Origin of the sequence: Parabacteroides sp. B2-S-102, assembly GCF_023656665.1 — a bacterium.
Classification (GTDB): domain Bacteria; phylum Bacteroidota; class Bacteroidia; order Bacteroidales; family Tannerellaceae; genus Parabacteroides; species Parabacteroides distasonis.
Genome location: NZ_JAMOKM010000005.1, coordinates 91,785 through 112,394, shown reverse-complemented (window position 1 = coordinate 112,394; position 20,610 = coordinate 91,785). Strand labels below are relative to the sequence as shown.

Annotated in this window: 16 protein-coding genes; 11 read left to right on the top strand and 5 right to left on the bottom strand. The window is 40.2% G+C overall.

The genetic code is table 11. From position 1 onward, the window contains the following. Positions 1-7 precede the first annotated feature (7 nt). Genes NBH07_RS08805 through NBH07_RS08795 form a run of 3 tightly spaced genes read left to right on the top strand, consistent with a single transcriptional unit; the run spans position 8 to position 6,537 of the window. Positions 8-2,068 (top strand): ComEA family DNA-binding protein, encoded by a 2,061-nt coding sequence (locus NBH07_RS08805; protein ID WP_009016542.1) that lies wholly within the window; start codon positions 8-10, stop codon positions 2,066-2,068. Between the two features lie 33 nt (positions 2,069-2,101). Beyond that, complete coding sequence (locus NBH07_RS08800) at positions 2,102-2,881, top strand: radical SAM protein (RefSeq protein ID WP_009016543.1); 780 nt, start codon at positions 2,102-2,104, stop codon at positions 2,879-2,881. A 32-nt stretch (positions 2,882-2,913) separates the two neighbouring features. Further along, positions 2,914-6,537 (top strand): glycosyl hydrolase 2 galactose-binding domain-containing protein, encoded by a 3,624-nt coding sequence (locus NBH07_RS08795; protein WP_009016544.1) that lies wholly within the window; start codon positions 2,914-2,916, stop codon positions 6,535-6,537. Between the two features lie 78 nt (positions 6,538-6,615). Here NBH07_RS08795 and NBH07_RS08790 read toward each other — a convergent pair whose 3' ends face one another. Together NBH07_RS08790 and NBH07_RS08785 are read right to left on the bottom strand one after the other, a co-directional pair. Next, positions 6,616-7,293, bottom strand: a complete 678-nt coding sequence (locus tag NBH07_RS08790) for an ORF6N domain-containing protein (protein ID WP_005860350.1) — start codon at positions 7,291-7,293, stop codon at positions 6,616-6,618. 6 nt (positions 7,294-7,299) lie between these two features. Then, the gene (locus tag NBH07_RS08785) at positions 7,300-8,406 is read right to left on the bottom strand and encodes an acyltransferase family protein (protein ID WP_156682760.1); all 1,107 of its coding nucleotides are present in this window, start codon (positions 8,404-8,406) and stop codon (positions 7,300-7,302) included. A gap of 321 nt (positions 8,407-8,727) precedes the next feature. On the opposite strand from NBH07_RS08785, the gene NBH07_RS08780 reads away from it, so the two are divergent. From NBH07_RS08780 to NBH07_RS08770, 3 genes are all read left to right on the top strand, one after another. Beyond that, the gene (locus NBH07_RS08780) at positions 8,728-10,473 is read left to right on the top strand and encodes a hypothetical protein (protein WP_005860344.1); all 1,746 of its coding nucleotides are present in this window, start codon (positions 8,728-8,730) and stop codon (positions 10,471-10,473) included. A gap of 173 nt (positions 10,474-10,646) precedes the next feature. After that, positions 10,647-11,000, top strand: coding sequence for a DUF3244 domain-containing protein (locus tag NBH07_RS08775; RefSeq protein WP_005860342.1), 354 nt, complete (start codon positions 10,647-10,649; stop codon positions 10,998-11,000). 79 nt (positions 11,001-11,079) lie between these two features. Further along, complete coding sequence (locus NBH07_RS08770; protein WP_005860340.1) at positions 11,080-12,660, top strand: hypothetical protein; 1,581 nt, start codon at positions 11,080-11,082, stop codon at positions 12,658-12,660. 78 nt (positions 12,661-12,738) lie between these two features. Here NBH07_RS08770 and NBH07_RS08765 read toward each other — a convergent pair whose 3' ends face one another. Further along, on the bottom strand, positions 12,739-13,170 hold the full coding sequence (locus NBH07_RS08765) for a hypothetical protein (protein WP_005860338.1): 432 nt from the start codon (positions 13,168-13,170) through the stop codon (positions 12,739-12,741). 228 nt (positions 13,171-13,398) lie between these two features. Here NBH07_RS08765 and NBH07_RS08760 point away from each other — a divergent pair, with 228 nt between their 5' ends. The 4 genes from NBH07_RS08760 (at position 13,399) to NBH07_RS08745 (ending at position 16,331) form a co-directional block, all read left to right on the top strand. After that, a complete protein-coding gene (locus tag NBH07_RS08760; protein WP_005860336.1) occupies positions 13,399-13,986 on the top strand; it encodes a DUF5025 domain-containing protein in 588 nt (195 codons plus the stop codon). A 112-nt stretch (positions 13,987-14,098) separates the two neighbouring features. Then, positions 14,099-14,554, top strand: coding sequence for a hypothetical protein (locus NBH07_RS08755; RefSeq protein WP_005863718.1), 456 nt, complete (start codon positions 14,099-14,101; stop codon positions 14,552-14,554). A 68-nt stretch (positions 14,555-14,622) separates the two neighbouring features. After that, positions 14,623-14,781 (top strand): hypothetical protein, encoded by a 159-nt coding sequence (locus NBH07_RS08750; RefSeq protein ID WP_005860331.1) that lies wholly within the window; start codon positions 14,623-14,625, stop codon positions 14,779-14,781. A 104-nt stretch (positions 14,782-14,885) separates the two neighbouring features. Further along, complete coding sequence (locus NBH07_RS08745; RefSeq protein ID WP_005860329.1) at positions 14,886-16,331, top strand: PA14 domain-containing metallophosphoesterase; 1,446 nt, start codon at positions 14,886-14,888, stop codon at positions 16,329-16,331. A gap of 53 nt (positions 16,332-16,384) precedes the next feature. Here the strand turns inward: NBH07_RS08745 and NBH07_RS08740 are convergent, their stop codons facing one another. Then, a complete protein-coding gene (locus NBH07_RS08740; protein WP_005860327.1) occupies positions 16,385-18,064 on the bottom strand; it encodes a SulP family inorganic anion transporter in 1,680 nt (559 codons plus the stop codon). A gap of 289 nt (positions 18,065-18,353) precedes the next feature. Between NBH07_RS08740 and rbr the strand changes: the two genes are divergently transcribed. Then, the gene (gene rbr, locus NBH07_RS08735; protein ID WP_005860325.1) at positions 18,354-18,932 is read left to right on the top strand and encodes a rubrerythrin; all 579 of its coding nucleotides are present in this window, start codon (positions 18,354-18,356) and stop codon (positions 18,930-18,932) included. Between the two features lie 61 nt (positions 18,933-18,993). Here rbr and nadB read toward each other — a convergent pair whose 3' ends face one another. Then, positions 18,994-20,565: an L-aspartate oxidase gene (nadB, locus tag NBH07_RS08730; RefSeq protein WP_005860322.1), complete on the bottom strand. Its 1,572-nt coding sequence runs from the start codon at positions 20,563-20,565 to the stop codon at positions 18,994-18,996. Positions 20,566-20,610 lie beyond the last annotated feature (45 nt).

Here is a 20,610-nt window from a genome sequence, read left to right as displayed (position 1 = left end):
CTTAGCTATGAAACGATTGTTTATAATCTTGTCGATAATCCTGTTGATAAATAGTTATTACGCTAATTCTCAAATAGAATATTCTGTTGATAAGTGGATGGAGTATGTAGAGGAACTAGCCTTGGAAACCGAGGATACGGAGCGTATCGAAAGTTTGTATGCCGATTTATCTTATTTAACTGAGCATCCTTTTGATTTGAATGCCGTGACGGAAGAACAACTGAAGCGATTACCTTTTCTATCCGATCGCCAAATCGAGCAGCTACTTTCCTACCGGAAACGATACGGAAATATGGTTAGCATCTATGAGTTGAAGAATATAGAGGATATCGATTTTCAGACGATATCTCTTCTCCTTCCATTTGTTTATATAGGTGATAATCTTGTTGAAAAACGGTTGCTTACGGTTAAGAACCTGTTGAAATATGGTCGTAATGAATTACAAATCAGGTATGATCAATGTTTTCAACAGAAAAAGGGATATGGTGAACAAACGGACAGCATACTTTCGTTATATCCAAATCGTAAATATAGAGGAGAACCTTTCTATCACTCCTTACGTTATTCCTATACTTTCGAGGATCGTTTACAAGCAGGCTTCGTAGCCGAGAAAGATGCGGGCGAACCTTTTTGGAACGCATATCATAAAGGATATGACTTTTATTCCGCACATCTATTCCTAAAAGATATCAACTGGTTAAAAAGCTTGGCTATAGGGGATTACAAGATGTCTTTCGGACAAGGTCTGGTGATTAGCAATGACTTTTCTCCTAGTCGTACGGCAGTAGTCGCTCAAGCGGAGCGAAGGACAAATGGCTTCCGTAGGCACTTCTCAACCAATGAACAGGATTTCTTCCGAGGGGTGGCTAGTACGATCACGATTAAAAACTTGGATATAAGTGTTTTCTATTCGTACCGGAAAATGGATGCGGCCGTAGATAGCTTGACATTCACCTCATTAAAAACGGATGGACTTCATCGTTTACAACGGGATTGGGAAAAGAGGAAAATGATAACGATGCAGGTATATGGAGGAAATATCCGCTATGCTACATCTCATTTTCATGTAGGTTTAACGGCTCTCTCCTATTCATTCGGTAAGTTTAAGATGGACCCCGATCCAAAACCTTATAATTTGTTCTATTTCAGAGGTTCCAACAATTTCAACATCGGTGTTGACTATATGTTGAAAAGTAACCGTATTAAGTTTTATGGCGAAACTGCCCTTTCGAAAAACGGAGCTATTTCTACCTTGAATGCCTTGCAGTTAACACCCGCTTCTTATATATCTTTCTTGGTATTATACCGTTATTACGACCGCCGTTATCAAGCTTTGTTTGGAAATGCTTTCTCGCAAGGCTCTACGGTTCAAAACGAGCAAGGGGTTTATATGGGATTGCAATTAACCCCGATCGCCCGCTGGAAATTATCCGTTTATGCGGACTTATTCCGTTTTCCTTGGTTGAAATACGGGATAGACGCTCCTTCCGGAGGACAGGAATATATGGCTCAGATAGATTATACCCCTAGTAGAAACTATTCAGCTTATCTTCGTTATAAATACCGGCAAAAAGAAAAGAATGGAACTTTTGAAAATGATAATTTATTGAGAATCAATTCTTATAAACAACATCGTATTCGTTTTCAACAGGTTTATAACTTTTCTTCTCCTTTTATTTTTAAGACTTCCTTAGATGGTATTCTATTCGATGATCCTATAAAGAAACTTAATAAAGGAATTATGATATCCCAAAGTATAGGCTGGAAGCCCACTACCCTACCTCTTCAAATGGATGGTTATCTAGCGTGGTTTCATACGGATGATTACAATAGCCGGGTCAGTTCGTATGAGAAGAATATATTGTATGCCTTTAATATGCCCTCTTTTTATGGGGATGGGATGCGGTTTGCCCTTACCTTTCGTCTGGATATTTGGAAACGTTTATCCTTATCCGCGAAACTGGCTCACACCCATTATTGGGACAGGGATTTGATAGGTACTGATACGGAGGAGATAAGCGGTTCTGATAAAACAGATCTTTATGCTTTGCTTCGCTGGAAATTTTAGAGTAGATTTGCGTGGGTAAAAACAAACAGCGCTATGTCTACAATTCTTTTTGATAAAATTGTATTTGGCCCGATACATAGTCGGCGCCTAGGTGTCTCTTTAGGGATGAATTTACTTCCTACAGACGGGAAATTATGCTCTTTTAATTGCATTTATTGCGAATGTGGATTGAATGAGAATCATAGGACCCATAGTAAACTGCCTACTCGTACGGAAGTGAGGGAAGCCTTAGAGCAAAAACTAAGTTCCATGAAAGCGGAAGGGATCGCTCCGGATGTAATTACGTTTGCCGGAAACGGAGAGCCTACGATACACCCGGAATTCGGTGGAATCATTGATGATACGGTCGCTATCCGGGATCGGTTTTTCCCTGACGCTAAAATCGCCGTACTTTCTAACTCTACGATGCTCCATAAAGAGGAAGTCTTTCAAGCCTTGAATAAAATAGAGGATAACATATTGAAACTGGATTCTGTATTAGACAGTCGGATTCGGCAGATAGATGTACCTAATTCTCCGGCGTTTAATTTCGAGTCTTTATTAAAACAATTATGTCGTTTTAACGGAAACTTGATTATACAGACCATGTTCTTGAAGGGGGAAGTGAATGGGAAATCGGTTAATAATATGACAGAAGAGGAGATAGCGGGCTGGATTTCCGCCTTAAAACAAATCCGTCCGAAACAAGTCATGATTTATACGATAGACAGGGAGACCCCGGTTAAAGCTTTGAAAAAAGCTACTAAAGAAGAATTAGATGCGATTGCGGAACGGGCCCGGAAGGAGGGTTTTGACGTGACGGTATCTTATTAAACTAACTAATTTAGAGAAACACAATAAGTAGTATGAGAACATTCAGTAAAAAGAAAAAATTGCCTCGACTCTTGACGCTTTGTGGAGCGGTAGCGGTCTCAGCATTGCTAGGGGGATGTGGGCAGAGCGGTGTTCCGGCGGAATCTTTCGATCGGTCGGATTATTATACCAGAGGTATCGGTTCGTATCCGGGAGATCCGGGGGAGGATTTTTCTCCTTCATTACGTCCGGATTATTCCACGTATCGTAACATAGCTCTTTTGCGTAGCGCTTACAACTCCTCCAGTTATGATTACAATCTAACGGCTCAACTGGTGACGGATGGTGTTATTAGCGATAAACAGCCTCAGTATCTCGATCTCTCCACGCAAAATGGGGATATCGCTCGTCGTGAGCGTGAGTGGATGATCGATCAAGGTCCTTATTCTCGTAATGCGGTTACAGGCGAGGATGCCTATTTCCTGTTCACGCTGAATAACTGGAAAGAGAAAGCCGACAAGGTACAATTTCGTGGCAGCGTGGCTTATGACGAGAATAAGATTAAGGATGGATATGAGATTGTTTGCGAGGGATCGAATGATGGAAATACTTGGACGGAATTGGCTGCCTTAAAGGGTAAAGGTATGCCGGGTAAGGCCAGCAAGTATAAGGCCCATTCGGACCCGAATAAGAATAGCTGGGATCCGGGTACGTTGCCCACCCGTATGTTGAATGAGACTTTGACATTCGATCAACCGGGTGAATATGCTTATTATCGGATGCGATTGAAAATGGAAGGTGCCGCTTATTGGGCATTCTTCGAGATGAATTTCTATAACCAAGATAAGTTGATAGATTTGCTTCCTTCCAAATTCTTTAATAGCGCTTGGATGAGTGCCACGACAGGAGAGGAGTGGGTCTATGTAGACTTGGGTAGCCAATCCGAATTCGACAAAGTAAAATTACATTGGATCAATAAAGCGATCAAGGGTAAGATTCAAGTTTCCGACGACGCGAAACAATGGGTTGACATAGCGAATCTTCCGGGTGGAGATGCTAATCTGGATGAGATCAAGCTAAAAGGAAAGGGCCGCTACGTACGGGTATGGATGGAGCAACCGGCTAATGACGGACGCTATATCTTAAGCGAGATAGAGGTGATGGGTAAAGGTGGCTTGCTTGCCCAACCGGCTGCTGCTCCGGCTTCTACAAAAGACGAGATCCGTTTATCGGGTGGAAACTGGAAAGTACAACGAGCTTCCGAGGTAACCGCTTCTGGTGAGGAAATATCGAAACCTTCTTTCTCTCCGGAAAATTGGATCGTGGCGACCGTACCGGGAACGGTATTGAGCAGTTATAAGAATATCGGAGCTATCCCGAATCCGAATTACGCGGATAACTTGATGCAGATATCCGAGTCATTCTTCAACTCTAATTTCTGGTATAGGGATGAGTTTGAGGTACCCGAAGGATTCAAGCAAGATCGTTTGTTCTTGAATTTCGATGGTATCAACTGGAAAGCGAATGTATATTTAAACGGTAACAAGATCGGCCGTATCGAGGGAGCGTTTATCCGGGGTGTATTTGACGTTACAGACAGGGTCGTACCGGGTAAGAACGTTGTCGCGGTGGAGATCATCAAGAATGAGCATATCGGAGCTATCAAGGAGAAATGTGAGAAGAATACGGATTTCAACGGTGGTATCTTAGGCGCTGATAACCCGACCTTCCACGCTTCGATCGGTTGGGATTGGATCTCGACGATCCGTGGTCGTAATATCGGTATTTGGGATGATGTGTACTTGACTTCTACAGGCAAGGTAACGATTCAAGACCCGTTCGTACAGGTTGTATTACCGTTGCCGGATACGACTTCCGCTACCTTGACTCCGGAAGTGATCGTGAAGAACCATGATGCCGCTCCCGTGAAGGGTATATTGACAGGAAAGATCGGTGATATCACTTTCGAGCAACCGGTGGAATTGGCCGCCAACGAGGAGAAGAGCGTTGCTTTCGACCCGAATACCTTTAGCCAATTGAAGGTTCAGAATCCACGTTTGTGGTGGCCTAAAGGGTACGGATCTCCTTATTTATACGACGCTAATTTCACCTTTAAGGTAGGTGATAAGGTATCCGACTCTGAGGATTTCAAGGTAGGTATCCGACAAATGACCTTCAATGAGAATAATAGTATCTTGAGTCTCTTTATCAATGGTCGTCGTTTTATAGGCCGTGGCGGTAACTGGGGATTTGGTGAGTCTAATCTGAATTACCGGGGTCGTGAGTACGATATCGCCGTGGCTTACCATGCCGATATGAACTTTACGATGATGCGTAACTGGGTAGGACAGATTGGCGATAAAGAATTATATGAGGCTTGCGACCGTCATGGTATCATGATCTGGCAAGATTTCTGGTTGGCGAATCCTTCCGACGGACCCGATCCTTATGATCCGGAGATGTTTATCGCTAATGCTGAGGATTATGTGAAACGTTTCCGTAACCATGCCTCTATCGGTATTTATTGCGGGCGCAACGAGGGCTTCCCGCCGGAGCAGATCGACAAGGCTTTACGCCGTATCGTGAAAGAGGATCATCCGGGCTTACATTATATCTCCAGCTCGGCGGATGAGGTGGTAAGTGGCCATGGCCCGTACCGTGCGCTTCCTGTTAAAGAATACTTTAGCTTGAAGAATGGTAGTGATAAGTTCCATAGTGAGCGGGGTATGCCTAACGTGATGAATTACGAGAGCTTGGTTCGTACTTTCTCTCCGGAAGCGCTTTGGCCGCAAAACGCTCAATGGGGACAACACGATTATACGATGGAAGGCGCCCAGTCTTGCGCTTCTTTCAACGCTATCATCGAAAAGGGCTTTGGCAAGCCGAACAACGCCAAGGAATTCGCCGATCTGGCTCAGTGGGTAAACTATGATGGTTACCGGGGTATGTTCGAATCGAGAAGCTTGAACCGTAAGGGATTATTGCTGTGGATGACGCATCCGGCATGGCCTTCTATGGTATGGCAGACCTATGACTATTATTTCGAGCCTACCGCCGCTTATTTTGGCTGTAAGAAAGCTTCCGAGCCTTTGCATATCCAATGGAATCCGGTTACGGACGAGATCGAGGTAGTGAACTATAGCGCCGGCGTACGTAATGGTTTGACGGCAAAGGCTCAAATCATCAATATGGACGGTTCTATTTCATGGGAAAACGAGGTTTCCGTGGATAGTAAGGAAGATACGACCAACAAATGTATGAAACTGGATTTCCCAGCTAGCGTATCCAGCGCTCATTTCGTCAAGTTGACGTTGACCGAGAACGGTAAGATCGTATCGGATAACTTCTATCTGCGTGGCGTAGAGGAAGGCAATTACCAAGCTCTGCGTGAGATGCCAAAGGTTACTTTACAATCCAACGTGACAACCAATAAGGGTAATGACGGTACTTGGACCGTTATCGCTACCTTAGAGAATACTTCATCCACCCCGGCTCTAATGATTCGTGTGAATGTAGTGGGCGAGAAGGATGGCGAGCAATTCCTCCCCGTCTTCTATAGCGATAACTATTTCTCCTTGCTTCCGGGCGAGAAGAAAGAGATCAACATCCATTGGAAAGATGTAGATACGAGAGGCGAGACCCCGAAGGTGGTTATCTCCGGTTATAACGTGAACTAGTCAGCTAGGCTGATACCTATAAAAAATCCAACCATTCTCCGATATGAATAGGAGAGTGGTTGGATTTTTTTTGCAATTCTAAATTTCAGATTTATCTTCGGTTTTATTGTTATTTTTAATACGTTTTACTGTATGTTTAAGTTTTACGGCCATAAGATTCAACTCTATGGTAGATTCCATTTCAGTTGTATCAGCATCATCTATCAACAGATCAGATAAGAGTTGGCCAGTTCGTTTCACAATACCTTTTTGTTTTATTAGGTCAGGTTCATTTTGAATCGCATCTACATTTCGGATAAGCTCACGTAGTTTTACGAAAGAATCTATTATAGCGATAGTTGTTTGTGTGGCTCTTGGACTTTTTAATATAGTAGCCAGCATATAAAGTCCTTTTTCAGTGAAAGCTTTAGGTTCTACTGTTGATTTTTTTAAGTTTTCCATCCGGTGGAAATTTTCCACCACATACTGTTTCTCAGAGGGTTTCAATGTGAAAAAATAACCACTGGGGAACTTTTCAGGATTATTTCTCACGGCTTTGTTTATATCCCTTGTTTCTGTTTTATATAATTCTGCTACATCTCTATCTAGTAGTATTTTTTGTCCTCTTAACTCAATAATACGTTCCTCTACTTCTTTCGTTCCAATAACTTGAAGTTCATTTTCCATAGTTAAATTATTAATTTGATTTTTGTATTTATGCTTTGTATATAGAGCAAATATAGTGATTTTTTGTTCTATATACAGAGCATAGATCATTTCTTTTTACAACTTGATATAAATCTTCTTCTTATACAAGAAATATCCCGGTATCCAGTTTAGTACCACGAAGAAGATAGCCCATGCTAATGAGCCTCCGAAATCGCCGAATATCGGCCTGAACAGATCCATATACATAAAGGCGGAGATACCGCTCATTTCCAGCAATACGGCGAATATATCCCCTTGTACATACAGATATAAGGGGTTGATACCGAACGACTCAAAGAATAACGTCCATTTCTTCTTCCCGTTTATATCGATGATCCAGATTAATAAAGCGAGGAATAAGGAGGCGAATCCGCAAGTAACCAATACGAACGTACTACTCCATATCTTTTTATTGATAGGGCAACCATAGCTTAGCAAGAAACCGGCAAAAAGAATAATCGTACCGAAAATGAAGATATTACGGATAATCAACTCATTGTTCTTTTTACAATCCTGTATTACCTTTCCTACGTAGAAACCGAGTAATACATGCGCTATGCTACCGATGCAGCTCAAGAGCCCTTCCGGATCAAAGGCGATCCGTGTACCATCTGCCATATCATCGTGATACATATGCGATGTACCGAATAAAGTTCTGTCCACGATCGCTATAATGCTATCCTCCGACATTTCCATACTATGCGTGAAACCTAGTAATGCCCAGTAAAATATCAATATACCAGCGGCTACCTGCAAAATATACTTATGATTAATCGCTAATCCTATCAACGACCCGAAGCCGTATGCCAGCGCCAACCTTTGCATCACCCCAAGGATACGTAAATTCTGGAAATCGGTAAATCCATTGTAGCAAACATGCCCGAACAGATTCAGCCCTAATCCCACGAGGAATATCAATACCGTGCGTCTCAATACTTTCGTCACGCTTTCTTTCGACAGCTTGAAGTTATATTTCCGAAGCGAGAAAAACATGGAGACCCCCATGATGAACATAAAGAACGGAAATACCAAATCGGTGGGAGTGAGGCCGTTCCAACGCGCATGCTCTAAAGGCGTATATACATACTTCCATGACCCGGGGTTGTTTACCAAAATCATCCCTGCGATCGTAATTCCCCTCATCACGTCGAGGGATAGCAATCTTCCGGATTGTTGTGCCATATTGATAGTAGATTAAAAAGTTACCAATGAAAGTCCAAAGATAATGGAATTTCCTACAATATCCCTGCCTTTGGGAATACTGTTTTTAGTATATTGAAAATCAGATGTATAAAAACATGTACATGTTTTCGGAAAAACACGTACGTCTTTTTTCGGAAACACGTACGAGAATTTATGAAAACACGTACGTGTTTTTCCAAAAAGATGATGGAGATATCCAAGCGATAAGAATTTTATACAATAAGCCTAATAATCAATTATTCTTTAAGGTTTGATGAAAAATATGCCTATCTTGCGCATAGAATCTAAAGATAGGAACCAATGAGGCATTTGCTTATTTTGATATCGCTATTATCCACACTCTCATTTATAGGTTGTCGAGATGAGAGCGATGCCATATACCTAATCGATCGTGCGGAATCCTTGTTGAAATCCGATCCGGATAGTTCCCATATCCTATTGGATAGCATAGCCGTGCCCGATAATTTGAGTGATAAATTATTGGCTCGTTGGTGTATGCTATCCGGTAAAGTGGCGGACACGTTATATACGGATCTGCCCTATGTACAACAATTGCTACGTGCGCAAGCCTATTATAAGTCACACGGGACAAAGCAAGAACAAGCGAAGATTGGTTTGTATTTGGGGCGTTCGTATGTGGAAGATAAAGAGAACGAGAAAGCGATGAAGGTTTATTTGCAAGCTTTGGATATCGCTTTACGCAGTGAAGACTATAATCAAGCCGGATATATTTGTAGCTATATGGGAGATCTGTATGATTTCGAGGGTAATTATCTGTTAGGAAAGGACAAATATAAGGAAGCGGAATCTTATTTTCGAAAAGCGGGTAATATGCGAAGTTCGGCTTTCGCCTTGCGGGATGTGGGAAGAATGTATGCGTTTTCGGATTCTTTGGATATAGCGTTAATTTTTTTGTTGAAAGCGGATACTATTATAGTTGAAGTAGGTGACTCTTCTGATATAGGGACTATATATAATGGAATAGGAAATATTTATAATATGTTAGGTAATAAAGAGTTAGCTAAATTGTATTTGTGGAAAAATGTCAATATGTCAGATTTTGATGACGCACCAAGTTACAGGACATTGGCTGGTATATATATAGAAGAAGGCGATTTTAAGAATGCACGTATTTGTTTGGAGAAAGCAAGTGTACCTAGTTTTAATGATATGACCCGTTTTTCGGTACTTTATGGTTATTCTTTGTTAGAGAAAGCGGAGGGTAATTGGGAAAAGGCTTGGTTTTACTTGGATGAATATAACAGTGCCTCAGATTCGATCTTGACGATACGAAATAGGGAAAACATAATAAAAATAGAAAAGGAATATGAGCATTTAAAAATATCATTGGAAAATATGCGATTAAAATCGGATAAACAAAAGTATTTTATCTATTGGGTAATATCTGTATCTATTCTTTTAATATTATTATGGGTCTTTCAAATACGAATTGATAGAAAAAATAAAAGACTTCTTAAGCAGGAAATCGATTTGTCGAATAAGAGTAATGAATTATTCAGACTACGGGATAATTTACGTAACAAACAAGATAGATTAGAGGCTTTATCTATTCAATTGTCTGAAAAAAATGAAAAACTGAATGAACTTGATTCAAGAGAGAAACTGGAGAAAGAATATGAACAAATAAAAAAAGAAGAGGAAACCCTCGTCCTTCGGATAGCGGAACGGCGTAAGGATCTATTCTTATCATCCGCTATAGCCAAGAAAGTAATCAAGCTATCCCAAAAAGTAGTACCGGGAGCTACCAAATCTCCACTATCAGAAAAAGACTGGCAAAATATTATTACGCAAGTGAATGAGGTTTATCCTTTTTTAGCGGATCGACTCGCTGCGTTTAATTTATCTGCCGCCGAATTGCGTTATTGTTATTTGAGCTTGTTGGGTTTGGATTCGATAGGTGAATCTATCCTGTTACATATCCAGCCGGATTCGGTAAACAAGCGTCGGCAGCGTGTACGCCAAAGGCTGGGAATCATAGCGAAAGAGCTTGATTTATGTGCTTATCTTATTAATAGTGTACAATAGATTGATAAACAATAGCTTCTATTAATATTGGCTTTACCCTTTGTCCTGCTAGTTGATTTATAATCAATTAAATATTAGTTGATTATGAATTTCGTTTGTCGCTTATTATTTAGCGTTATATTTGCTTGTTTCTTCTATAGGCTTGATCTTTACGTTGAAAAAATAAAAACGAAATGAGACAGCTTAAATTGTTATTAGCGGCAATAGCTTTATTATGGGCTATGCCATGCTGGGGTAAGCCTATAGATCTACATGGTAAATGGGAACATAAGAAAAAATCCATTCCAATAGGTTTGCCAATGGATGCATCGATTGAGGAGGCTAATAGAGAACTGATAGTAAACTTTCACGAGGATCTTGGTGATGTATGTGTTATCGTCACTAGTTCTACGGGAGAAGTGATCTATAATGAAAAGGTACAAACGAGTACTATGCCATATTTAGTAATACCTCTAAAAGTAAGAGATCAAGAAAAAGGAGTATTACATATAATGAATGATTATAATCATGTATTTGGGGATTTTTAAATTTAAACTTTTGTATTTGTAAATGATATAGGAGTAAAAATATAATTTTCTATTGTTTTACCTTTTAAAAAGTAGTATTATGAAAAAGGTGTATTTATTATTTATTTGCTTAGTTTTTATATCATCTTGTAATGATGATTTAGTGATGGAAAGAAATGATATATTATCTACAAATAATATAGAAATTTCTATTCATGATTCTCTTCTAATGAATAAAGACTTAGTTTTGAAAAAAGATTTTGCTAAAGCATTATCAAAAGTTTTTAATGAAAGCCTAATGGCTAGAAATTTGATTAAAAACGAGGCTTTAAAAATGATTGATAATGATTATGATGTTCTTTATCAATTAGTAAAAGATGAGATGCTGGAAGATAATATTACATTTGAACAGTATATAGGGAAATATATTGAAATGGATAAATTATTATCTATTAATGAAAAGTTTCCTACTCTAACAATTTTTGTTCCAGAATTACCTAAGAATTCGTTCTCTGCTGCTCTTTGGAATACTGATAAAGAAATACCAGTTGTTGCTGTTAGAACTTGTATCAGTAACGATGTTCCTATATATGATAAGGATGGGGAAGAAAAAATTATAAAATCAGATCTCATTCCTATGTATCCTATTGTTGTATTAAAGGATAATGAAAGAATCGTAGCGAATGAATATAGTAATTTGTCTAGAAGTAATTTTAGTAGTACTAATTTTACTTTTTCTTCTAAATCGGGAATAACTTATTCTTTTCTTGGAGAATCTTTTAATAATATGAAACAAAAAAACATTTTAAGATCTCGAAATGTAAATAAAAGTATGAAAGATAGATTACAAAAATCAGTTGATGCATATAATATTTATAAAAATAAGGATGGATGGCATAGGGACTATATATATTATGATATGGTTCCAGGTTCAGATAAAGGTGTATTTGTTTATGATTATAAAGAAACACTATATTCTTTCCAAATGAAAGGGGATCCAAATATAGCTTTCCAAAAGATATCAGATCAAACAGGAGATGCACAGTTAGATTATGATCAAATATTTAATCCTAGGCAATCTTATAAAGCTACTCCTTGGACTGATGGTAAATTTGATTTTTTAGTTAAAGTATATGTTGGAACAAAAAGTCCTATAGGGACAGAACAAACTTTTTCTTTTGGCGTAAAACCAGAAGATCTATTTAGAGTATCTTACAAAGATATAGGAGGAGGTAATTCTAAAGTTGATGGTGTAAAAGAATGCCTAGTTGTTCCTCTTGATTTACCTCTGTTTGAATGGAATATAGAAAATTTTAGTTGTGTAATAAAAATTTCTATAGAAGAAATTGATGGTACAGAAACTCAAAGGACGCTTAGCCAAACTACTGCTGAATTTGCAGGAAATTTTGAACTTAATCCTGTAAAAGGAGTTTTTGAAAAAGTAGGATTGAAATTTGGTGCAAGTGCGAAAAAGACAATTACGACTACATTTGAAAAAACATTTACATTGGGTAATGATGAATTGGGGGATGTTATTGTTAATTTTTATGATCCTGTTGTTCTTTCTGGTGATTGGATTGAATATGCAGGACGTAGAGATACGGCATATTCAATTCCATTAAATAGTAAATATTATAATGGTTATTATAAAATAGAGTTGGCTCCTTTGAAAATGTATTAATGGATATGCTTATATGAATAAGCTAAATATGAAGTAAATAGTTTATAAATAACTATTTACTTCATATCTTAAATATAATTAGTAATAAAATGTAATAGTTTCTTTTATTTGATTTTGACGGTTTGACCAATATGAGTGAGAAATCATATTACTATTAGTGTCATGGATGAAAACTGTAATAGAATGAATAGTTTCTTCTGGTTTTATTTCTAGATAGCCATCTATATTTGTTCTTTTTACTTGATTAGGTATAATTGTATTTTTACCATTAGAGTATATACCATTCCCTTTATCTGTGTAATTTGCGAGATCAATAGGTGCTATATCATAATAAATGTATGCTATTGCATTATAAATAGGTGTTTTTGTGTTATCTTTGCTAATTCTAAGCACTTTTATTTCAATATATGATTCACTAATCTCTTCTATGCCATTATCTTTATTACAAGAAGATAGAATTACTATAATAAATAGTAAAATGCTAAGTTTATTAAATGATGATTTTTGCATGGCTTATATTTTATGTTGATTAATATTTCAAATGTAGTGAATATATTGTAATAGGCTATATGTAAAAATATAATTAATGTCTTTTTGTGTAAAATAGAAATAATAAAATACGGTTTACTTTATTGTGATCTTTTATATACATTGAGGATAGGGGTATTTGATGGTTTCCTGTCTTATAAGAAAACAATAGTCATTATGGAATCAACAACTGAAAAACGGAATATCTCTATGCTTTACTGGGATGAAGCTAAAAAAGGAATGATGGCAGGTTTCATCTTTTCTTTATTCATTCTTTTACTATTCTCATTCGTTTCTTGTGACAAGGATGAGGATACTTCTTTTGAAGAAACTCCTTACTATTTGGGGTACTTTGAAGGAAAGGTGAATAGTCAAGATATTTCTATAGCTAATCAGTCGAACTCTCATTCTTTCATTGATCATGGAAATTTTTGGCAGGAGGTAAATACCGATTTAAGCGGTTTCTATTGGGAGATACCATTAGGAGTGCATATCTCTGACTATCCTTATCCTATGCTGAGGATCTCATTGATTCCATTGAGAGAAGGAGAATATCTGATCGATAAGGGTAAATTATTGAATGAAGAGATAGAATCTACTGTTAGGATCACGAAAGATGACGCTAAAATAGTGTATCATCCACTGAAATCTTCATTTCGGATACAAGTGGATAGTATTCGTTTTCATGAGGGAAGTGGTACCCCTTATATTGAAGGGAAGATGGAAGGTATTTTATATAATATAGAGAATTCGGAAGATTCGATCGTCATAAAAGACGCTATATTCGGAATACACTAACTTGGAGCCGAATAATGATATAGAAGCAATATTTAGATTGAATGGGAGTTCTATATCATGATATGTCGAACTTTTATTCAATCTAAATATTAATATTAATACCTTGTAAGTAATGAAGAAGTTGTTTGTTCTGTTAATATTGCTTTTATCTTTTGGTCGATCGCAGGCCGCTGATATAGAAGCTCGTACCGGAATACTAGGAGGAGATGGATGGGGGCTTCAGACGGGGGCGTATATAAACTTTCCACAATCACGGTTGTTTTCTATACAAACGGGATTGTTGCTGCATACCGCAGGGAATTCGTTTTCATATGGAGATGATTGGAATATTGATTTTTTTGTACCCGTGTATGCTTCTTTTCATATTCCGTTGAGCGATAAAGTGAATCTCCGATTAAATGCGGGTGCTTACACCGGTAGTGGTGAATATTGGAATCTGGGAGCTACGGCGGCGGCCGGTATAGAGGTAAAAAGATTTTATGTGGGAGTGAACTATTTCCAGAATTGTGTCAATGACCGGGATTTGAAATTGGGGTTGTCGGTTGGATATAAATTCACATTATTTTAATCTTTTATATATTTTGAGGATAGGGGTATTTGAGCGTTTCCTGTCTTACGATAAAAACAACGAGAATTATGGAGTCAACAAGTAAAAAACAGAATACCCCTAAACTTTGGTACTGGGGGGAACCTAAAGGAGGAATGAGCCTTGAGGATTGTGAGAAAATAGTAAAAGAGATCCCGCATTTTGACAGGAAAACCCGGCTTGCGGATATGTATATAGCTTTTGTTTGACAGCAAGGGTTTCATTGTGGCATTTAACATAAGGAAGAGAGCCTGTTTTTATACATCGCTCTCTTTTTTTTATAACTTAGCCCCCAATTACTAAATCGAAGAACATGAAAAAGACTTTTTTATTAGCGATAGCCTTGTTGTGCTTTTGTGCCCCGATGAGCTTATTCGCACAAAAACAGCTTGCTTTCAAGGATGGGAAATTCAAGATCGTCCAATTTACAGACATTCATTGGGATCAGAAATCATCTAAATGCGCTAAGACAGTCGCTACGATACAATCCGTATTAAAGGCGGAAAATCCGGATGTGGCGATGCTGACGGGCGACGTGGTGACAGCAAATCCCGGTTTGGAAGGATGGAAGTCAGTGATCGGGATCTTTGAGGAGGCCAAGATACCGTTTACGGTGATGATGGGAAATCATGACGCAGAGATCGTTCCCAAGGACGAGATTTATGCCATGCTTAGTAAATCACCTTATTTTATGGGCGAGAAGGGACCGGGTGATATCCATGGAGCCGGAAACTATGTGGTACCGGTCTACAGTTCGGACGGAAAGAAACCGGCGGCCTTATTGTATTGTATCGACTCCAACGATTATCCTACGCTGAAGGATTATGGCACGTATGATTGGATTCATTTCGACCAGATCCATTGGTATCGTGAGCAAAGTATGCGCTATACCAAGGAAAATGGCGGCAAACCGTTGCCAGCCTTGGCTTTTTTCCATATTCCTCTGTTGGAATATAATGAGATCGTTGGGGCGGAGACTACATTAGGACAGAAAGAAGAGGGAATCGCCTCTCCTAAGATCAACACGGGCTTCTTCGCTTCCTTGGTGGAAATGAAGGATGTGATGGCTACTTTCGCCGGGCACGATCATGATAACGATTATATAGGAATGTTATATAACGTGGGGCTAGCTTTCGGGCGTGTATCCGGATGGGACGCTTATGGAGATTTCGAGCGGGGTGGCCGTATCATTGAATTGCGTGAGGGCAAGTTTGAGTTTGATTCATGGATTCGTACCTCGTCCGGAAAGGAATATACGTATTATTATCCGTCTGGCCTGACCTCTAAGGATGAGGAAACGATGGAATTCTTACCCGCCAAAACGGTAAAACCTAAAAAGCACGGGGTAGCTTATACCTATTATGAAGGCAAGTTTAAACATACGGATCAGATCGCTTCCGGGACAAAAGTGAAAGAGGGTACGATGAAAAATATCTCCATTCAGGAGGCTCCGGCCAAGGATCATTTCGCTTATGAGTTCCGTACGTTGATAAATATCCCTGAAAAAGGTGTATATCGCTTTTATACGTATTCGGATGATGGTTCCAAGCTATTTATAGACGGTAAAGCTATTGTTGATAATGATGGCTCTCATAATGCTCGTATAGCGAAAGGAAAGGTAGCGTTAGACGCTGGTTTCCACGAATTACGTGTTTTGTATTTCGAGGATTATATGGGCGAGGCCTTGGAGGTCGGGGTTTCCAGCCGTAAAATAAAGGAAGCTGTCTTACCAGAGGACTGGTATTATTTACCGGAATAAATATCCAGTTGTAGAGACGCAGCATGCTGCGTCTCCCACTGTCTGATAGTATCTTAGTCTTGTACGGCAGCTTTCGCTTTCTCTACCGCCTCATTGATATTACTGCAAATATTTTCTGCGCCAATCTTCTTATCGAATCCGGATTTTGTCAATACACGGTGTACATGTTCATTGACCCCGGAAAGTATCATATGGATATGCTCTGCCTCGGAAAGACGGAAAAGACTTTCCAAGTTATGCAGACCGGTAGAATCTATGAACGAAACCTTACGCATACGGATGATGCGGACTTTCGGTTTATCTCCCATACTTTTCATGATGCCGTCGAACTTATTCGCTACGCCGAAAAAGAACGGACCATCGATCTCGTATACCTCTACACCTTTAGGCAGGGAGAGGACTTCCTCGTCATGATGAATCTCGCCCTCGTCGGAAAGATCGATCTCATCCGTGGTGACGGATACATGCGTGGTCTCAGCCACACGGCGCATAAAAAATAACATGGCGATCAAAAGACCGATCTCTATAGCGATCGTAAGATCAAAGATAACCGTCAGGAAGAAAGTCACCAACAAGACGGATACGTCGCTTTTCGGGTTTTTCATCAAGGAACGGAACGTACGCCACTCACTCATATTATAGGATACGATGATCAATACGCCAGCCAGACAAGCCATTGGAATGTGTTTGGTAAGCGGTCCGAGGAAAAGCAAAATCAATAATAATACGATGGCGTGAATAATACCGGCAACCGGAGTTCGTCCACCATTATTTATATTGGTCATTGTACGGGCGATGGCGCCGGTCACGGGAATACCGCCAAAAATAGGAACGATGATATTCGCCGCACCTTGGGCGATTAGTTCCGTATTTGAATTATGCTTGTCGCCTGTCACACCATCCGCTACCGTAGCGGATAATAAAGACTCGATAGCCCCAAGGATAGCGATCGTAAAGGCGGAGGGAAGCAATAAGTTGATTGTCTCCATATTAAACGTGATCGGAGCCGGGGCTGGCAAGGAAGCGTTAATAGTAAACCGGTCTCCAATCGTCTCGATACCTGTAATACCCAAATGATTACGCATAATGTAAACAACGATCGTCATGATGACGATAGCGATCAAGGAACCCGGAATTTTCTTCGTTAGCCTCGGGCTTAACGTAATGATCAGGATACTAATGATACCGATAACGAATGCCCAAGGGTTAACCGTATCGAACGCCCCGAAATATGCGATCCATTTAGAGATGAAATCGGCGGGGACTTTATCCATAGTCAATCCAAATAAGTCTTTCATTTGTGTCGTGAAGATAGTGATAGCGATACCACTCGTGAAACCTACGACAATCGGGTAGGGGATAAACTTAATCACGGTACCGAGCTTCAGCACGCCCATCAATACCAGAATAATACCCGCTATGACGGTAGCGATGGCAAGCCCTTCGATACCGAAGTTCTGTATAATGCCATAAACGATCACGATAAACGCTCCGGTAGGTCCGCCGATCTGTACGTTGCAGCCTCCTAAAAGGGAGACAATGAATCCACCGATAATAGCCGTGATCAATCCTTTCTCCGGACTTACCCCGGAGGCGATACCAAAAGCGATGGCGAGTGGTAGGGCAACTATGCCGACAATTATACCCGCCATGAGATCCGTCATGAATCTCTCTTTGGAATAATTTCTCAGCGCCGTAAAGAGTTTGGGCTGAAAATCAAATTTGTTCTTCATTTTTCTTCTTGCCTGTTTGATTTGAGGATGCAAAGTTAATAAAATAAAGAAGATGCAAAAAATCTAAAGACGCATTCCGGTTTTGTGTAAACAATTTAGGAGGATTTGTTGTTTCATTGTATAAAGGAGGAGAAGTTTTTCCTTGATAAATAAGTGATATCTATTGAGAGATAGATATTATTTAATGTTTGCGTAATCGATATCTGGAAACAAATTCTTACTTTTGATCGGTCATGAGAAAAACGATATACAAAACAGACTCATTAATTTACTACATAAAATTAGCATTATGGAAAAAAGTATTAAAGGTACACGTACCGAGCAGAATTTATTGAAATCATTCGCCGGAGAATCTCAGGCAAGAAGTCGTTACACATTTTTCGCTAGCGTAGCCAAGAAAGAAGGTTACGAGCAAATCGCAGGTGTTTTCATGGAAACAGCCGAGCAAGAGAAGGAACACGCTAAACGTTTCTTTAAATTCTTGGAAGGTGGAATGGTTGAGATTACCGCTTCTTATCCTGCAGGCGTAATCGGAACAACCGCTGAGAACTTGGCAGCCGCAGCAGCTGGTGAGAATGAGGAGTGGGCTGAATTGTATCCTGAGTTCGCTAAGATTGCGGAGGAAGAAGGTTTTCCCGCTATTGCCGTAGCTTTCAAGATGATCGCAAAGGTAGAGGCTGAACACGAGAAACGTTATCGTAAATTGTTGGCTAACGTAGAGGAAGGTAAAGTATTCGAGAAAGATGAGGCTATCTTCTGGCAATGCCGTAACTGTGGTTTCGTATTCGAGGGTAAGAAGGCTCCGGTTAATTGTCCGGCATGCGCTCATCCGCAAGCTTACTTTGAACCGATGAAACAGAACTATTGATAATTAAAAGTTGAGAATTGAGAATTAACATAGCTAGTAATTCTCAATTCTCAATTTTCAATTATTTAATCGGTGGGTAATCAATCGTATAATGTAATCCCCGGCTCTCTTTCCGTTCCATCGCTTGACGAGTGATCAAATAACCTACATTGATCATATTACGCAACTCACATAATTCACGGGATGCCTTACAACGTTTGAAAAGGCTCTCTGTCTCCTCATATAAAATATCCAAACGGTTCCACGCACGGATCAAACGTGTGTTACTACGAACGATACCTACATACGCTTCCATGATCTGGTTTACCTCTTTCATGCTTTGGGTGATCAATACACGCTCTTCATTGGTGATCGTTCCCTCATCGTTCCATTCCGGTACATCCTGGTTGAACTCATAGCGATCCATGACGCTTAATGAGTGTTTCGCCGCGGCATCGGCATATACAACTGCCTCGATCAATGAGTTTGAGGCCAATCGGTTACCACCGTGCAAGCCGGTACAAGAACATTCTCCGATTGCGTATAGCCGGCGGATGCTGGATTGCCCGTTTAAGTCTACCTTGATACCTCCGCATAAATAATGGGCGGCAGGGGCTACCGGGATGTAATCTTTCGTGATATCGATCCCTAAGCTGAGGCATTTTTTATAGATATTGGGGAAATGTTTCTTCGTCTCTTCCGGATCTTTGTGCGTCACGTCCAAATAGACATGGTCTTCACCCCGTTGTTTCATCTCGCTATCGATCGCACGGGCTACGATATCACGGGGAGCCAAGGAAAGACGGGGATCATATTTATGCATGAACTCCTCTCCGCCAAGGTTTCTCAATACAGCTCCATATCCGCGCATCGCCTCGGTGATGAGGAAAGAGGGACGGTCGCCCGGATGATACAAGGCGGTCGGGTGGAACTGGATGAACTCCATATCTTTTACGGAGCCTTTCGCACGGTAAACCATGGCGATACCGTCTCCGGTAGCTACCAGCGGGTTTGTCGTATTCCGGTAAACGGCCTCGCAACCGCCTGTCGCCATAACGGTTATCTTTGACAAGAAAGTATGTACCTCGCCCGTATCCTCGTTTAATACATAGGCACCGAAACATTTGATACCGGGGGTATGGCGGGTGACGATAATCCCCATATGATGCTGGGTGATAATCTCTACGGCGTAATGGTTCGTGAATACGGCGATGTTGGGATGGTTGTTTACCGTTTCTATCAAGCTCGTCTGTATCTCGGCTCCCGTATTGTCGGCATGGTGCAGGATACGAAACTCGGAGTGTCCTCCTTCTTTATGCAGATCGAATTCTCCGCTTTCTTTCTTATCGAAATTAACTCCCCATCGGATAAGCGCCTCGATCTGGGCAGGGGCCTCGCGCACGACTTTCTCCACGGCTGCCCGGTCACTGATCCAGTCGCCGGCGATCATCGTGTCTTCTATGTGCTTCTCGAAATTATCTACTTTCAAGTTGGTTACGGAAGCGATACCTCCTTGCGCGAAATATGTGTTGGCTTCTTCTTGTCCGGCTTTACAGATAAGTGCTACGCTCTTGCCTTCATTGGCTACTTTCAGAGCGAAACTCATACCGGCGATTCCTGAGCCTATCACTAAGTAATCGAATCTTTGTACCATGTTTTCTATTGTTTAGGCTCACAAAGTTAGGGATTAACTGATTAG

Coding starts and splice junctions, on each gene's coding strand:
- NBH07_RS08785 (WP_156682760.1), bottom strand. CDS start 8,406: ATGGCACAACAATCCGGAAGATTGCTATCCCTCGACGTGATGAGGGGA.
- nadB (WP_005860322.1), bottom strand. CDS start 20,565: ATGGTACAAAGATTCGATTACTTAGTGATAGGCTCAGGAATCGCCGGT.
- NBH07_RS08760 (WP_005860336.1), top strand. CDS start 13,399: ATGCTTTACTGGGATGAAGCTAAAAAAGGAATGATGGCAGGTTTCATC.
- NBH07_RS08790 (WP_005860350.1), bottom strand. CDS start 7,293: ATGATCTATGCTCTGTATATAGAACAAAAAATCACTATATTTGCTCTA.
- NBH07_RS08795 (WP_009016544.1), top strand. CDS start 2,914: ATGAGAACATTCAGTAAAAAGAAAAAATTGCCTCGACTCTTGACGCTT.
- rbr (WP_005860325.1), top strand. CDS start 18,354: ATGGAAAAAAGTATTAAAGGTACACGTACCGAGCAGAATTTATTGAAA.
- NBH07_RS08770 (WP_005860340.1), top strand. CDS start 11,080: ATGAAAAAGGTGTATTTATTATTTATTTGCTTAGTTTTTATATCATCT.
- NBH07_RS08765 (WP_005860338.1), bottom strand. CDS start 13,170: ATGCAAAAATCATCATTTAATAAACTTAGCATTTTACTATTTATTATA.
- NBH07_RS08745 (WP_005860329.1), top strand. CDS start 14,886: ATGAAAAAGACTTTTTTATTAGCGATAGCCTTGTTGTGCTTTTGTGCC.
- NBH07_RS08775 (WP_005860342.1), top strand. CDS start 10,647: ATGAGACAGCTTAAATTGTTATTAGCGGCAATAGCTTTATTATGGGCT.
- NBH07_RS08800 (WP_009016543.1), top strand. CDS start 2,102: ATGTCTACAATTCTTTTTGATAAAATTGTATTTGGCCCGATACATAGT.
- NBH07_RS08780 (WP_005860344.1), top strand. CDS start 8,728: ATGAGGCATTTGCTTATTTTGATATCGCTATTATCCACACTCTCATTT.
- NBH07_RS08740 (WP_005860327.1), bottom strand. CDS start 18,064: ATGAAGAACAAATTTGATTTTCAGCCCAAACTCTTTACGGCGCTGAGA.
- NBH07_RS08805 (WP_009016542.1), top strand. CDS start 8: ATGAAACGATTGTTTATAATCTTGTCGATAATCCTGTTGATAAATAGT.
- NBH07_RS08750 (WP_005860331.1), top strand. CDS start 14,623: ATGGAGTCAACAAGTAAAAAACAGAATACCCCTAAACTTTGGTACTGG.
- NBH07_RS08755 (WP_005863718.1), top strand. CDS start 14,099: ATGAAGAAGTTGTTTGTTCTGTTAATATTGCTTTTATCTTTTGGTCGA.